At 46.6% G+C, this 14787-nt stretch carries 13 protein-coding genes, 3 tRNA genes and 1 rRNA gene; 1 reads left to right on the top strand and 16 read right to left on the bottom strand.

Features of this window, described 5'->3' with window-relative positions; all coding sequences use genetic code 11:
- From A3750_RS14420 to alaS, 14 genes are all read right to left on the bottom strand, one after another.
- Positions 1 to 1557: an ATP-binding protein gene (locus A3750_RS14420; RefSeq protein WP_068454511.1), complete on the bottom strand. Its 1557-nt coding sequence runs from the start codon at positions 1555 to 1557 to the stop codon at positions 1 to 3.
- Between the two features lie 39 nt (positions 1558 to 1596).
- Entirely contained in the window at positions 1597 to 2343 is a 747-nt protein-coding gene (locus tag A3750_RS14415; RefSeq protein ID WP_068454508.1) for a response regulator, read from the bottom strand.
- A gap of 154 nt (positions 2344 to 2497) precedes the next feature.
- A complete protein-coding gene (locus A3750_RS14410; RefSeq protein ID WP_068454505.1) occupies positions 2498 to 2914 on the bottom strand; it encodes a peptidylprolyl isomerase in 417 nt (138 codons plus the stop codon).
- A 2-nt stretch (positions 2915 to 2916) separates the two neighbouring features.
- Positions 2917 to 4050: an alpha/beta fold hydrolase gene (locus tag A3750_RS14405; protein ID WP_068454502.1), complete on the bottom strand. Its 1134-nt coding sequence runs from the start codon at positions 4048 to 4050 to the stop codon at positions 2917 to 2919.
- Between the two features lie 18 nt (positions 4051 to 4068).
- Entirely contained in the window at positions 4069 to 5106 is a 1038-nt protein-coding gene (locus tag A3750_RS14400) for an NADP(H)-dependent aldo-keto reductase (RefSeq protein ID WP_068454499.1), read from the bottom strand.
- 66 nt (positions 5107 to 5172) lie between these two features.
- On the bottom strand, positions 5173 to 6498 hold the full coding sequence (locus A3750_RS14395; protein WP_068454496.1) for a sodium ion-translocating decarboxylase subunit beta: 1326 nt from the start codon (positions 6496 to 6498) through the stop codon (positions 5173 to 5175).
- Between the two features lie 15 nt (positions 6499 to 6513).
- A complete protein-coding gene (oadA, locus tag A3750_RS14390) occupies positions 6514 to 8289 on the bottom strand; it encodes a sodium-extruding oxaloacetate decarboxylase subunit alpha (protein ID WP_068454493.1) in 1776 nt (591 codons plus the stop codon).
- Positions 8290 to 8329: 40 nt separating this feature from the next.
- Positions 8330 to 8560, bottom strand: coding sequence for an OadG family protein (locus tag A3750_RS14385; RefSeq protein WP_231871832.1), 231 nt, complete (start codon positions 8558 to 8560; stop codon positions 8330 to 8332).
- A gap of 280 nt (positions 8561 to 8840) precedes the next feature.
- A tRNA-Arg gene (locus A3750_RS14380) sits at positions 8841 to 8917 on the bottom strand.
- A gap of 45 nt (positions 8918 to 8962) precedes the next feature.
- Positions 8963 to 9039, bottom strand: a tRNA-Arg gene (locus tag A3750_RS14375).
- A 17-nt stretch (positions 9040 to 9056) separates the two neighbouring features.
- Positions 9057 to 9146, bottom strand: a tRNA-Ser gene (locus A3750_RS14370).
- A 104-nt stretch (positions 9147 to 9250) separates the two neighbouring features.
- Positions 9251 to 9442: a carbon storage regulator CsrA gene (csrA, locus tag A3750_RS14365; RefSeq protein WP_068548397.1), complete on the bottom strand. Its 192-nt coding sequence runs from the start codon at positions 9440 to 9442 to the stop codon at positions 9251 to 9253.
- Between the two features lie 181 nt (positions 9443 to 9623).
- Positions 9624 to 10847: an aspartate kinase gene (locus tag A3750_RS14360; RefSeq protein ID WP_068454487.1), complete on the bottom strand. Its 1224-nt coding sequence runs from the start codon at positions 10845 to 10847 to the stop codon at positions 9624 to 9626.
- 53 nt (positions 10848 to 10900) lie between these two features.
- Positions 10901 to 13498 carry an alanine--tRNA ligase gene (alaS, locus tag A3750_RS14355; RefSeq protein WP_068548396.1) on the bottom strand — a complete coding sequence of 866 codons (2598 nt, stop codon included), beginning with the start codon at positions 13496 to 13498 and terminating at the stop codon, positions 10901 to 10903.
- A 201-nt stretch (positions 13499 to 13699) separates the two neighbouring features.
- Between alaS and A3750_RS14350 the strand changes: the two genes are divergently transcribed.
- On the top strand, positions 13700 to 14197 hold the full coding sequence (locus A3750_RS14350; RefSeq protein ID WP_068454481.1) for an RDD family protein: 498 nt from the start codon (positions 13700 to 13702) through the stop codon (positions 14195 to 14197).
- Here A3750_RS14350 and A3750_RS25010 read toward each other — a convergent pair.
- Both A3750_RS25010 and rrf read right to left on the bottom strand, forming a co-directional pair.
- The gene (locus A3750_RS25010; RefSeq protein ID WP_156492343.1) at positions 14190 to 14381 is read right to left on the bottom strand and encodes a DUF3185 family protein; all 192 of its coding nucleotides are present in this window, start codon (positions 14379 to 14381) and stop codon (positions 14190 to 14192) included. The two genes, A3750_RS14350 and A3750_RS25010, sit on opposite strands and share 8 nt — an antisense overlap.
- Positions 14382 to 14642: 261 nt before the next feature.
- Positions 14643 to 14757 (bottom strand): 5S ribosomal RNA (gene rrf / locus A3750_RS14345).
- Between the last annotated feature and the right edge of the window lie 30 nt (positions 14758 to 14787).

The following is a 14787-nucleotide window of genomic DNA, read 5'->3' as shown; positions in this document are numbered from 1 at the left end:
TCAGCCGCGCCCGATCCTGCTCTCTTCACCATCCGCCATCTCGCTACTTCTTTGGTTTCTTGGCCATACGAGACTAAACTTCGCACCTCCCAAAGCATCACTTCTGCCAAGAAATGCTTTACCACCGTGCCAGTGCAGGATGCGCCGCACTATTGATAAGCCTAATCCATACCCGCCAGAACTTCGGGTGCGACTATCATCAAGCCGAGCAAATGCAGTGAACACTGACTCCCATTGATCTTCCGGAATACCAGGGCCATCATCTTCAACATCGACCCGACACGTATCTTGATCACAATGACAAGTAACACGTACCTTCGACTTCGCATACCGCGTTGCGTTACCAACAAGATTTTGAATAGAGCGATGAATGTAACGTGGTTCTACTTCGGTTTCATGCCACTCATCTGACTCAGCATCCATGACAGAGCTAATTTCCAGATCTGGCTTACCTACGCTTTGCTCATCTACCACTTGATAAACAATGTCGAAAAGATTGGCATGCTGAAAACTCAGTATTGGTCCACCTTGCTCAAGACGGGCATAGGTAAGAATTTCGTCTATAAGCTCATCTAGCTCTTGAATATCGCCATCAATCCCCTTGATTTGTTTCTGTCGAGACGCGTCATCGAAGCAATCTTCAATCATCTGAACACCAAAACGAATACGCGCCACAGGAGTTCGCAACTCATGCGAGACCGCATGAATCATTTCTTTCTGAACCAGCATCAAGCGCTGAATGTGATCAGCCATTGCATTGAAGGCCGTCCCTAAACGCTCCACCGACTCATTGCCGTCATTAGAAATTTTTACACGCGCATCCAATTCGCCTCTAGATATGCGAGCCGCAACGGTTTCAACACTGAGCAACTTGCGCTCATAACCTTGAACAAAGACAGCAACCAATCCATAGATACTAGCCAATAGACCGAATATCAAAAGACCTAGTACAGGCCAAGAAATCAAACTAAATGGCTCGGGAAACACGACTCTGTAGATTTCACCTGTTGGAGCTCGCAACAATGCAGACACACTTTTGTCAGAGACAACCAGATAGAACCCCTTCTCAGACAAACTATCTAAAGCACTTTGTGAGCGTAGCGCGTTCGCTTGTTCTAGAGGATACAAGGCCATACCCCAAGCATTTGCCAACTCTGCCACTACGGATTCCTGATTATCGGTAGCCTCCAACAGACCCCTGAAAACCTTCAAATACAGCTCATAAATACTACGACCGCTTTGATCAGACTCAAGCTCTAATAACAGTGTTGGTTCAAGAGATACGTAGCTGAGAAACAATCCCTCAGTACTTGTGAATACGACCTGCCCAAGGTCGAGGCGAGCATGAATCAGATTATCGATATTATCTTGATCACTGGAAACCACAGACAAAGCGTTCATATTTAAATCGGCTAAGATGAACTGGTGCTCTGACACGTAGCGAAGCACCGGATCTACAAGATGACTCCAGTAGGCTTGGTGTCGAACATGATTTGAGGTTGCGATAACTAAGAAGGAGAGGAGAACCAAGCCGGCTAGGAAGCCGGCCAGACTCATAAAGATTCGAATCGCGGGGCTATTCAAGAGATCAACCGACTAAGCTTCTTTAACGAAGAGATAACCTTTACTGCGAACCGTTTTTATACGACGCGGATGCACTGGGTCATCGCCGATTTTCGGACGAATACGTGACACTCGAACGTCAATCGATCGATCTTGGCCGTCATACTCTATGCCTCGCAACGCAGTAAAAATCTCCTCTCGGCTCAGAACATTTCCTGCATTACTAGAAAGCAACCAGAGCAAATCAAACTCTGCGCTGGTTAGATCAATACTTTCCTCATCTAACCAAGCCTCACGCATAGATGAGTCTATGGTTAGATTGTTGAATACTAAGCGCGTCGGGCCTTCACCATCCTGACCTGCTTGATTGGCGCTATCAGAAGCGTTATCTATATCTTTAATACGGCGCAACAAAGCTCTGATCCGAGCCAGTAGTACACGAGGCCGAACAGGTTTTGACATATAATCGTCAGCGCCCATCTCAAGACCCAAGACCTGATCAAGGTCATCCGTTCGCGCTGTTAGCATCAAAATCGGGCCGTTATACGTTGGACGAACCTTCCGACAGATCGACAAGCCATCTTCGCCAGGCAGCATTAAATCCAACACGACCAAGTCAGGCTTCTCATTGATAATGCGGTCAACCGCATGAGAGCCGTTTGCTTCAACAGAAACGACTAAACCATTACTTTCCAAATACTCTTTGGTGAGATCGGCCAACCTTTCGTCATCCTCTACAATAAGGATACGCCACGCTTCATTTTGATCTTCTACGTCCATCAGCTTTTCTTATTAAACTAAGTGTGAATCGGATGCTTGAGCCCTTATATTACAGCCAAACACGCGTTGTTACATTTAGTATATATGCTGTTTCAAAAATTACCCGCCGAAAAGAATAAATTCTTTGTTACCTCAGGAGATAACAGATTGGGTTTTAATCGTTATTATCACTAACAGAGACAATCTCTAGCTCAAAAACGAGCGTCAAACCTGCCAAAGGATGGTTAGCATCAACGGTTACGCCGCCCTCGTTTACTTCCACAACTTGAATTATTTGCGTCTGCTCACCCGTATTGGTTTGAAACTTCATCCCGGGTTCAAGGTCAGCGATATCAAACAGCTCCCTAGATACCACGTTAACAAATTCTGGACGATGCGGACCATAACCTAACTCCGGGGGAATCGTCGCTTCAATTCGATCTCCGGCGCTGCGGCCATCAACGGCCTTCTGCAAACCCTCGATGACATCTGAGGCGCCGATTTTTATCTTCATTGGCTCTCCACCCTGGGATGTATCCACTACCTCCCCATCGCTTCCTTTGAGCCAATAATGCACAGTATATGTTTTCATAACTACCTCTTGTCCGAGCGCTCGACTAACCAGTCTGCACTGAGAGCCCATGTATGCGCGGGAGCAGATGCACCTGCAAATACACCGGCATGTCCTCCGGGCGCAATACAGAATTCTTTATCCGTGGATGACACAATATCCAGAATCTTGTGTGCAGCTTTCACGCTAACGATATTATCGCTCTCTCCAGCAAAGGCCAAAATAGAACACGCAATCTTATTGAACTGCGCTTTAGCCTGCCCGATGCGCATCGCACCACTAGCAATTCGGTTATTAATCATCATATGGACGGCCATGTCCTTAATTGTCTCGCCAGGGTAATCGACCATGTCATCAAACCACTTACTCATGGTCAGACTCTCCTCCAGATACTCACGATCCCAGAGATTTAAGAACTTCTCATACGAATTGATCACACTACCAATCGGGTTGGTCAATTTGAAAGCGACCGAGGACACCCATCCTGGCACATGAAACATTTTCGCCGGCATATCTAAAAGCGAGACATTCAACATACTGGAAATACTTTGCGCAGGCTTGTATACCACCGAAAGAAACTTTCCTGTGAGACCACTTTGATGCATATCGACAGGACTAGCTACTGTAATTAGGTTTCGAACCCTCTGATCTCCAGAGGTAGCGAGATACATCAGAGACAACAGCCCCCCCATGCAATAGGAAAATATCGATAGCTCTTTTACACTTGCATGCCCTAGCACGGAATCCACGACATCCGGCATCCACTCCATTACATAGGACTCAAGCGAGAGATTTGAATGATCTGCCGTCACATCCCCCCAATCAACCAAGTACACATCAAATCCGCGAGCAAGAAAATAACGCACAATACTTCGATGCGGCATTAAATCGAAGATCATGGATGTGGCCGCAAGCGGAGGAACAAGCAAAACCGGTATTCGGTCCGAAGGCTCTTCAACGGTAACCGTCTGGCCTGCTATCTCAATCTCAGCATCGAGTAATGCCTGGTAATGCCTTACCGACATAATGCCATCAGCATGAATGACATCGTAAGGACTGAGGTCAGCAATCACAAAATTCTCTGAAAACAATGTCTGCTCAACTCCATGGCGTACAGACCACAGTGCTTTTTTTATCAATCCGGGTTCTTGTGACATATAAGGTTCTTTAATCAATCAGGGGCAAGGGATTGTATGTATTTGATGCAGCCGGTCAAGCTCCACTAACACATCGTTAGATAACACCACATCAATGGAAGCTATGTTTTCACTTAACTGATCAATGTTTGTCGCACCAATGATATTACTGACCACAAACATTTGCTGATTAACAAACGCCAGAGCCAATTGGGTAATAGACATTCCCTGAGAAACTGCGAGCTCTCGATAAGCCTGTGTTGCCTTTTCTGCTCTGTCGTGAGTATAACGCGTGAACCGATCAAACAAGGTTAAACGCGCACCTTCAGGGCTGCGTCCGCCCAAGTATTTTCCGGAGAGCACGCCAAATGCCAAAGGCGAATATGCTAACAGTCCAACATTCTCTCTAATCGAGCATTCGGCAAGGCCGACTTCAAAACTTCGGTTAAGCAAGTTGTAGGGATTTTGTATCGATACTGGGGGAGGCATATCTAGCTCCTGTGCAACGCTTAGCGAAGTCATTAGCCCCCAGGGGGTCTCGTTAGACAAACCCCATTGCCTTATTTTTCCGGCATCTAGATGCTCTTTCAGTGCTGACAAGGTGTCAACTAAAGGTATCGCTTCAGCGGCGTCATCGTGACTATAACTAAGCTGACCAAAGTAATTAGTTTGACGCTCAGGCCAATGAAGCTGATAAAGATCAATATAATCTGTACCGAGACGCTTTAAACTCGAATGCAACGCTTGAGAAATGTGCTTCGAGGACAATCTAGAGCCTCCGCGTATATGTCTCAACCAATCGCCGGGACCAGCTACCTTGGTAGCGAGAATTAAATCATCCCGCCGACCACGCCTTTTTAGCCAAGAACCGATGTGCGCTTCCGTTAAACCTTGAGTTTCTTTTCGGGGAGGCACCGGATACATTTCCGCCGCATCTACAAAGTTGACGCCATGCGCAAGCGCATAGTCTAACTGCTCGTGCGCTTCCGACTCCGAATTTTGCTCGCCCCAAGTCATTGACCCAAGGCAAATCTTACTAACCCGAATGTCTGACCCACCTAGAACTGAATACTTCATCCGCCCCCCCCTTTGAGACAAAAAAAAGCCCCGGCAACGTACCGGGGCTTTTTGAATGCGCTCTGACTAGCCGCCTAAGAATTTGATCATAACACCTGCAGCAACCGCAGAGCCGATTACACCAGCTACGTTCGGCCCCATTGCATGCATCAACAAAAAGTTCTGCGGATTATTATCCAAACCAACTTTGTTCGACACCCTTGCTGCCATTGGCACAGCCGAAACGCCAGCGGAACCGATCAACGGGTTAATTTTATTGGTGCTAAATACATTCATTGCCTTGGCCATTAGGACGCCAGTACCAGTACCAACACCGAAAGCTACCATGCCGAGAATCAAGATACCTAGCGTCTGAAGATCGAGAAACTTATCAGCGCTCAACTTTGAGCCCACTGACAAGCCAAGGAAAATCGTCACAACGTTGATCAGCGCGTTCTGAGCGGTATCGGATAAACGGTCAACAACGCCACACTCTTTCATCAAGTTACCCAAGCAGAACATCCCCAACAGCGGTGCAGCATCAGGTAGAAACAGTGCAACAAGAATCAACACAGCAATAGGGAATAGAATCTTCTCCAACTGGTTAACAGGACGAAGCTGTACCATTTGGATCTTACGCTCTTCTGCCGTTGTTAGTGCGTTCATGATTGGAGGCTGAAGCACTGGAACAAGCGCCATGTACGAATACGCTGCAACCGCGATAGCACCAAGTAAGTGAGGAGACAATACGCTTGCCACGTAGATAGACGTCGGGCCATCCGCCCCACCAATTATACCGATTGCCGCCGCTTCATAGATGGAGAATTCCATAATGCCAGAAGTGGTGAGCAAAGCAGCACCAAGGACGGTACCAAAAATGCCGAACTGGGCCGCAGCGCCAAGCAGAATCGTACGCGGATTTGCAAGCAATGGACCGAAATCAGTCATCGCTCCAACACCCATAAAGATCAACAAGGGACCAACCGTACTTCCAATAATAACGCTATAGAAATTCGCCAACATACCATTAGCGTAACCCGCATTTTTCGCGACCTGATCAGCGGCAAATACTGTTGATGCGTTACCCTCAGCATAAGCTGTCTTAAACGCCTTTAAGGTTTCAGCAGTTATATCTTGCCCTACCTCGAAAGGAATTTTTAACACCTCAGCTAATGCAACCATCACTTCAGGCTTGTGGAAGTGAATCGCATTTTCCGCTGCAGTCAGCGCTAGCCCAGCTTCAGGTATGTTCGCAAGAACCCCACCAAAACCGATCGGAACTAAAAGTAATGGCTCAAAGCCCTTCTTAATTGCTAAGTACAGCAAGAAGAGACAAACCAAGATCATCGTAATTTGGCCGCCAGTGATATTGTAAACACCACTACCAGTCCAAAGATTGAGGATATTCTCCATATCAAATGAACCCTATTACAGTGTTAACAATGTATCGCCGACAGCGACAGAATCGCCAACTTTAACGCTGATAGTTCCGACTGTACCCGCCCGTGGCGCGCGCACTTCCGTCTCCATCTTCATCGCTTCAAGTATTAGCAATAAGTCACCTTCCTGAATTGCTTGACCAGGCTGAGCGACAATCTTAAAGATATTTCCAGCTAGCGGCGCAGGAACAGGCTCACCACCCCCCGCGGGAGCTGCTGCCGGAGCCGCTGCAGAAGATGAACCTCCTGCAACAGGAACAACACCCGTGATGTCTCCACCATCTTCCACTTCAACGGTGTAAGACTGGCCGTCAACATTTACGGTATAAACCCCTTTGCCACCTTTAGCTGAACCTTTCACATCATCTTCACTAGGGATTGGCTCAAATGCATCCGCATTGTCGCGATTTTCTAGGAACTTAAGGCCAATCTGAGGGAACAAAGCATAGGTAAGAACATCATCAACAACGTCATCAGAAAGTTTGAAGCCATTCTCTTTAGCTAGACCTTTTACCTCTTCAGTCAACTTGTCCATCTCTGGCTCAAGCAAATCCCCTGGTCTACAAGTAATTGCTTCCGCACCATCAAGAACACGCTCCTGAAGCTCTTTGTTATAAGGCGCTGGCGCTGACCCATACTCCCCCTTCAATATTCCAGCCGTCTCTTTTGAAATCGACTTGTAACGCTCACCAGTCAAAACGTTAAGCACAGCCTGTGTGCCCACTATTTGAGAAGTTGGCGTTACCAGAGGGATGAAGCCTAGGTCTTCACGGACACGAGGGATTTCTTCCAATACCGCATCAAATTTGTCGGCTGCGCCCTGCTCTTTCAACTGGTTTTCCATATTGGTAAGCATGCCACCAGGAACCTGCGCAATCAGAATTCGAGAATCTGTGCCACGCAAAGAGCCTTCAAACTTAGCGTACTTCTTACGAACCTGACGGAAGTAAGCAGCGATCTCTTCAAGCAATGTGATATCAAGACCTGTATCACGATCCGTTCCCGCCAAAGCAGCGACAACACTTTCAGTCGCTGTATGACCATAGGTCATCGACATAGACGAAATCGCAGTATCAACACGATCGATGCCAGCCTCTACCGCCTTGAGGATAGTCATATCCGAAAGGCCTGAAGTTGCATGGGCATGGAGCTGCACTTCTAGATCAGTTTGCGCTTTCAAACGGCCAACTAACTCGGTAGCAGCATAGGGAGTCAATGTGCCTGCCATATCCTTGATAGCAATCGAATCTGCACCGAGATCCTCAATCTGCTTAGCAAGAGATACCCAGTTCTCCAGAGTATGAACAGGGCTTGTCGTATAAGAGAGTGTGCCTTGAGCGTGACCGCCGTTTGCCTTAACAGCCTTCAAAGCTCGCTCAAGATTTCGTGGATCGTTCATCGCGTCAAATACACGGAAAACTTCAACACCGTTCTTAACTGCGCGCTCAACAAACTTGTCTACCACGTCGTCAGCATAGTGACGATATCCAAGCAAGTTCTGCCCTCGCAAAAGCATTTGCTGCTTTGTTTTTGGCATTACTTTTTTCAACTCTCGGATACGATCCCAAGGATCCTCACCAATGAAACGAATACAAGAATCAAACGTAGCGCCGCCCCATGACTCCAGGGACCAATAACCAACTTGATCTAGTTTTTCAGCAATTGGAAGCATGTCGTCAATGCGCATGCGTGTCGCAAGTAAAGATTGATGAGCATCTCGAAGAACTACATCGGTAATTCCGAGTTTTTTGGTTGCATCAGTCATTATGTAAAGGCCTTCTATTCAAGGTTCGTTTTATATCAGATTAACGTTTTTTATCAGCGCGGTACGTATTTACAGCTTCTTGCAAAACAGCGAGCATTTTTGCATCAACCGGTGCCGAGGCCATTGCAGGCGCAGCAGGTTTAGCGGGCTCAGGAGCTGGGGCGTACTTATTCACCATCTTCGACATCAAAGTGGTGACACCAACCAATATTGTCAAAAATACGAATACGAAGCCCATGCCCACAGCCATCAAGCTGAGAGCTTCGGTCATTAAGTCACTCATAGTGTGATAACCCTTTATATGTGCAAAGTCAGCGGGCAGACACATTCCAACCCGCCTCTTTAAAAGCTTGGCTAATTTACTCCCATTCAATTGGAGTGGCAAATTTGAATCGGCTATTCAGCCTATAAGTAAAACTGATGCTTTAAATCAAGCGGAAAAGAAAAACAAATATAACAAGCGTTACGATAGCTCAAGCGAAATGATCTGAGAACAATTCAAATGACACAATGCTTGGAGCTCGGAAACTCTTAAGGATTAAAAATTGAAATGGCGCGGCTGGCAGGATTCGAACCTGCGACCACCTGGTTCGAAGCCAGATACTCTATCCAGCTGAGCTACAGCCGCAAAATACGATGTCGATACTGCTAAAACTTCGAGATGGGTTTGAAGTGGCGCGGCTGGGAGGATTCGAACCTCCGACCGCCTGGTTCGTAGCCAGGTACTCTATCCAGCTGAGCTACAGCCGCGTATCTTCAAACTTTCGTGGCGGAGAGAGAGGGATTCGAACCCTCGATGGGCGTAAACCCATACACCCTTAGCAGGGGTGCGCCTTCAGCCACTCGGCCATCTCTCCAGACGCGGCGTATAATACCAAAATAATATTAAATGCCAAGCGCCAATTCTGTTTATTTCGACTTTTTTAAGCCGACTTAGAAAAACCCAAAAAAGATTGGTCAACTAATCGTCAGATTGTCCAGATTCTGCCTTTTCTTTCTGAATTCGCTGATAAATTTCTTCGCGATGAACCGATACATCCTTAGGCGCATTCACACCGATTCGAACCTGATTCCCTTTAACGCCAAGAACAGTGACTGTTACATCATCACCCACCATAAGCGTTTCGCCGACACGCCGAGTCAATATAAGCATTCGCTTGCTCCTTCTATTCCTACCACTAATCCAATGTTGACTTGCAGGCCCTCCAATTTTACTACCCGAGTATCGTCCAGATTTCCCAAAAATAAAGGTTTAACGAAAAACTTTTAAAAGTTGAGTCAGGTTACTGCCCATTCAAGCTATTTAAGACGCCTAGACATAAGGCGCCAACTTATTACGCTTCCTCACCTAAATCGAATGCACTATGGAGCGTACGCACGGCAAGCTCCATATATTTTTCATCAATGACGACTGAAATTTTTATTTCGGACGTTGAAATCATTTGTATATTGATTCCCTCCTGAGACAGTGCGTCGAACATAGTGCTGGCAACACCCGCATGAGAGCGCATCCCAACACCTACAATAGAGACCTTGGCAATACCATCATCCCCGACAACGCGCTTTGCTCCAAGAGCTTCGCAGACCTGCTCTAAAATAGACAAGGCCTTTTTAAAATCATTTCTATGAACTGTAAACGTAAAGTCAGTACAATTATCAACGCCAATATTCTGCACAATCATATCGACTTCGATATTTTGATCACTAACAGGCTTAAGGATTTTGCTGGCTATTCCAGGAATATCGGGAACTCCGACCAGTGTTAGCTTTGCCTCGTCACGATTAAACGCGATACCAGACACGAGAGGCTGTTCCATATTTCCCTCATCATCAGTTGTAATTAAAGTGCCCGTACCCTCTTTGAAACTCGAAAGAACACGCAACGGTACATTGTATTTACCTGCAAACTCGACGGAACGGATTTGCAGCACCTTGGATCCAAGGCTCGCCATTTCGATCATTTCTTCAAAAGTGATCTTTTCCATACGACGAGCACCCTCTACGACTCGCGGATCCGTAGTGTAGACGCCATCTACATCCGTATAAATTTGACACTCATCCGCTTTTAACGCTGCAGCCAATGCAACGGCAGTAGTGTCGGAACCACCACGACCCAATGTCGTAATGTTGCCATTGTCATCAACACCCTGAAAGCCTGCAACAACGATAACTCGCCCAGCATCCAGATCTTTGCGCATCTTGTGTTCGTCAATATCCATAATACGCGCTTTCGTATGCGTACTATCCGTCTTGATTCGAACCTGAGCACCGGTGTAAGACCTAGCTTCACAGCCTCTTTTATTTAAGGCCATACTAAGCAAGGCTATGGTAACCTGTTCGCCCGTAGACACGAGCACATCCATTTCACGAGGAGTCGGCTCTTCCATTATATCTGCCGCTAAACCGATCAAACGGTTCGTCTCTCCACTCATCGCCGAAACGACCACAACAATGTCATCGCCTTTTTCACGAAACGCTTTAACTTTATCAGCAACCGCTTCGATACGCTCAACCGAGCCTACAGAAGTACCACCGAACTTTTGAACCAACAAGGCCATTGCTAACTATTCCTATACTGCCCGAACAAGGCTATAAATCAAAAAGCGCGCGATTATACCTTACTTGCGACCCATTCTTGAACCCCAGATAATGCGGCATCTAGTTTGTCGATATTCGTGCCCCCGCCTTGCGCCATATCAGGACGACCACCACCTTTTCCATCAACCTTTGCAGCAATCTCTCGCATCAAATCTCCCGCTGGAAACCGTTTCGATATTGACTTGGAAACACCACTTATCAGAGTCACCTTGTCATCCTCAACCGAGGCCAACATCACGACCGCCTCACCAAGCTCATTCTTTAACTTATCAACAGCATCCATTAATCCTTTTCGGTCCATACCGTCGACTTTCTTGGCTAATACCTTGACACCGCTTATCTCGATAGCTGATCCGGCGATCTCACTTCCAGCATCAGCTGCGAGCTTGGACTTTAATTTTTCCAATTCTTTCTCTAGCAGCTTAACTTTATCGAGCTGCTGTTGCGCCTTATCCAAAACATCCTCTTTGGAACATTTCAGCTGAGAAGCGATTGCAGAAACACTCTCAAGATTTGACCTCACATACTCTTCAGCACCAAGCCCTGTAACCGCCTCTATTCTGCGAACGCCCGACGAGATTCCTCCCTCCGAGAGGATAATAAATTGACCGATATCTCCTGTCCTTTGAACATGGGTTCCTCCGCACAATTCAACAGAAAACGACTTTTGACCCATCGATAGCACACGAACCTCATCTCCGTATTTCTCACCGAACAACGCCATAGCCCCCATGTCTCTCGCACTTTCCATGTCTGTCAACGTCGTAAGGACAGGCGTATTCATTCGGATCTCATGGTTCACAATCCGTTCTAATTCAGTAATTTGATCCTTGGAAACTGCTTCATAATGGGCAAAATCAAAGCGCAATCGTTCATCGTTTACCAAAGATCCCTTTTGAACAACATGCTCTCCCAAGACCTTCCGTAAAGCCGCATGTAAGAGGTGCGTTGCCGAATGATTGAGGGCTGTCGCATCGCGAACAGCTTTGTCTACAATGCACGACACCGAATCTCCTTGATCGAAAGAACCTGCGACAACGCGACCAATGTGCAGAAACTGCTTACCCTGCTTTTGCGTATCTTCTACGCGAAACTGAGAATCACCACATGTAATTAGGCCTGTGTCGCCAGCCTGCCCACCTGACTCAGCATAAAATGGCGTAACATCAAGCACTAACGCACCTTGCTGACCCACGCTAAGTGACTCAGACTGCCCTTCAATTAAGGTCACGATGACTTTGCTTTCACCCTGCAACTGCTCATAGCCAACAAACTCAGTCTCACCCTCAATCACAGCGCTATCGTTGTAGTCTACTCCAAACTTACTAGCAGATCGTGCTCGTGCTCGCTGAGCCTCCATAGACTTCTCAAAACCATCATAATCGAGCGTCAAACCGCGTTCCCGGGCAATATCATTGGTCAAATCTACGGGAAAACCAAACGTGTCATAAAGGGTAAACACCGTGTTGCCAGAAATCACCGATCCAACAAGTTCCGCCATATCTTGCTCCAACAAACGCATACCTTTATCTAACGTTTTAGCAAACTGCTGCTCTTCCTGAAGCAGTATCTTCTCTATTTGAACTTGGCCGCTCTTCAGCTCAGGGTAAGCATCGCCCATAATCCGAACCAAGCTAGCCACTAACTTATGAAAAAAAGAACCCTGCGCACCCAGCTTGTTTCCATGACGGATCGCCCGGCGAATGATCCGGCGAAGCGTATAGCCTCTACTCTCGTTCGAAGGCATGACACCATCCGCTATTAGGAAAGCACTTGAACGGATATGGTCAGCAATAACCCGGAGGGATTTTTCCTCCTTCGAGACACCTCCTAGCAACTTAGAGACATCACCCAAGAGATCATCGAACAAATCAATCTCGTAGTTACTATGAACATTCTGCATAACCGCGGCAATGCGCTCCAAGCCCATTCCGGTATCTACGGAAGGTTTAGGCAGTGGGTGCATGACACCATCAGCAGTTCGATTGAACTGCATAAAAACAAGATTCCAGATTTCTATGTATCGATCACCATCATCATTCGGGCCACCAGGAGGGTCTCCAACAACATCAGCACCGTGATCATAGAAAATTTCAGTACAAGGACCGCACGGCCCTGTATCACCCATAGACCAAAAATTATCTTTTTCTCCTAAGCGTGAAAACCGACTCTGATCAATTCCGATATGCTTAAACCAAATATCTTCGGCTTCTTTGTCATCTTTATATACCGTCACCCAAAGCTTTTCCGCAGGGATTGAAAGCTCTTCGGTCAAAAACTTCCATGCAAACTCAATTGCCTCAGCCTTGAAGTAGTCACCAAAACTAAAGTTGCCCAACATCTCAAAAAAGGTATGGTGTCTCGCCGTATAACCGACATTCTCGAGATCATTATGCTTACCACCGGCTCGTACGCACTTCTGAGAAGTCGTCGCTCTGTTATACGCCCTTTGCTCTGCCCCCAAAAAAGTGTCTTTGAACTGATTCATACCAGCATTGGTAAACAATAAGGTGGGATCGTCCGCCGGAACAAGCGAACTACTTGCTACTTTTTGATGCCCATTTTGAGCAAAAAAATCAAGAAATTTTTCACGGATAACAGCAGTCTTCATCGTATCGACTCACAACTATTTGTATTTTTTAGGATGTAATGATTACAGAAATCAAAGAGCTGACAACTCTATCATAATTTACTTTTTCGGAAATCCTAAACCACTGAATATCAGCGAGAAAACGTAGTTGAAAGGTAATATTTTCTAAACTTGAGGTCTCAATTACGATAAGATGCGCGGATAGAAATCGTAGGGTGAATCATGCGCGAATTTAAGGAAAAAAACCTTGAGCTCTCCAAGGCGAGCTTAACTCGGCGACTGGCCGCGATGTTTTATGACTCCTTGCTCAACATTGCACTATTGATGGTAATGACCGGCATTTATATGATGATCTCGAAGAGGGTTGTCGGGACCGAGGCCTACAAACAAATGAACGAGTCAGGATCAACCATTGGCGACCCATTGCTGTCAGTCGTACTGCTATCTACTCTGGTTTTATTCTATGGCTATTTTTGGACTCGGACCGGACAAACCCTTGGCATGCAAGTCTGGCATATTAGAGTTCAAACCAAAGATGGCCAACCAATCACTTGGCGCCAAGCTTTTACCCGTGTCCTCAGCGCAGTTATCTCGGCCTCGGTTTTTGGGCTGGGCTACTTATGGGTACTGGTCGACAAGAATGGGCGATCACTTCAGTGTATTCTCTCGAACACTGAAATTGTGCGAATACCAAAAAGAACGAAAACAGACGCTACTTAAGCTTCCGCACACCTGCAACGGAAAGCACAACACCAAAAACGTATGCGGCAACCACCTTCCAGTCCATAGCACCAAATGCCTGACCTAGCTGACCACTAACCGAGTTACTCGTGTTGTAACCCCACGCAATCAAAAGTGTACCCGCCAAAAGCAAGGCCATACCAACCAATCTTTGAGTCGCCAAATCCGTTCTCCTATGCAAACTCTGAGTTAAGACAATGAAACAACATCTGTCTATAAAAAACGCGTACTACGCTCACCTCAACCAGACATAAAGCACAATAAATTCAAGACAGGATAGCAGAAAAGCTGGAATCAAGTCTTGTCCGGCTAAAGGCTGTTTCGTAACAGCAAGGCGGCTGGGCGATAGCACTTGGCTATGAGAACAGCACGCTCCAGACATAAAAAAACCCCAGCAGGATGTCTGCTGGGGTTTCTGATTAAAGCCTGACGATGACCTACTCTCACATGGGACCTCCCACACTACCATCGGCGATGAACCGTTTCACTTCTGAGTTCGGGATGGGATCAGGTGGTTCCAGTTCTCTATGGTCGTCAGGCAAAACTCTGGTTGAAGACCATCACTGATC

It is taken from the genome of Oleiphilus sp. HI0079 (assembly GCF_001635105.1).
The sequence above is the reverse complement of the archived record's forward strand: the minus strand, read 5'-3'. Positions and strand labels throughout refer to the sequence as shown.

Coding starts and splice junctions, on each gene's coding strand:
- A3750_RS14420 (WP_068454511.1), bottom strand. CDS start 1,557: ATGAGTCTGGCCGGCTTCCTAGCCGGCTTGGTTCTCCTCTCCTTCTTA.
- A3750_RS14415 (WP_068454508.1), bottom strand. CDS start 2,343: ATGGACGTAGAAGATCAAAATGAAGCGTGGCGTATCCTTATTGTAGAG.
- A3750_RS14410 (WP_068454505.1), bottom strand. CDS start 2,914: ATGAAAACATATACTGTGCATTATTGGCTCAAAGGAAGCGATGGGGAG.
- A3750_RS14405 (WP_068454502.1), bottom strand. CDS start 4,050: ATGTCACAAGAACCCGGATTGATAAAAAAAGCACTGTGGTCTGTACGC.
- A3750_RS14400 (WP_068454499.1), bottom strand. CDS start 5,106: ATGAAGTATTCAGTTCTAGGTGGGTCAGACATTCGGGTTAGTAAGATT.
- A3750_RS14395 (WP_068454496.1), bottom strand. CDS start 6,498: ATGGAGAATATCCTCAATCTTTGGACTGGTAGTGGTGTTTACAATATC.
- oadA (WP_068454493.1), bottom strand. CDS start 8,289: ATGACTGATGCAACCAAAAAACTCGGAATTACCGATGTAGTTCTTCGA.
- A3750_RS14385 (WP_231871832.1), bottom strand. CDS start 8,560: ATGACCGAAGCTCTCAGCTTGATGGCTGTGGGCATGGGCTTCGTATTC.
- csrA (WP_068548397.1), bottom strand. CDS start 9,442: ATGCTTATATTGACTCGGCGTGTCGGCGAAACGCTTATGGTGGGTGAT.
- A3750_RS14360 (WP_068454487.1), bottom strand. CDS start 10,847: ATGGCCTTGTTGGTTCAAAAGTTCGGTGGTACTTCTGTAGGCTCGGTT.
- alaS (WP_068548396.1), bottom strand. CDS start 13,498: ATGAAGACTGCTGTTATCCGTGAAAAATTTCTTGATTTTTTTGCTCAA.
- A3750_RS14350 (WP_068454481.1), top strand. CDS start 13,700: ATGCGCGAATTTAAGGAAAAAAACCTTGAGCTCTCCAAGGCGAGCTTA.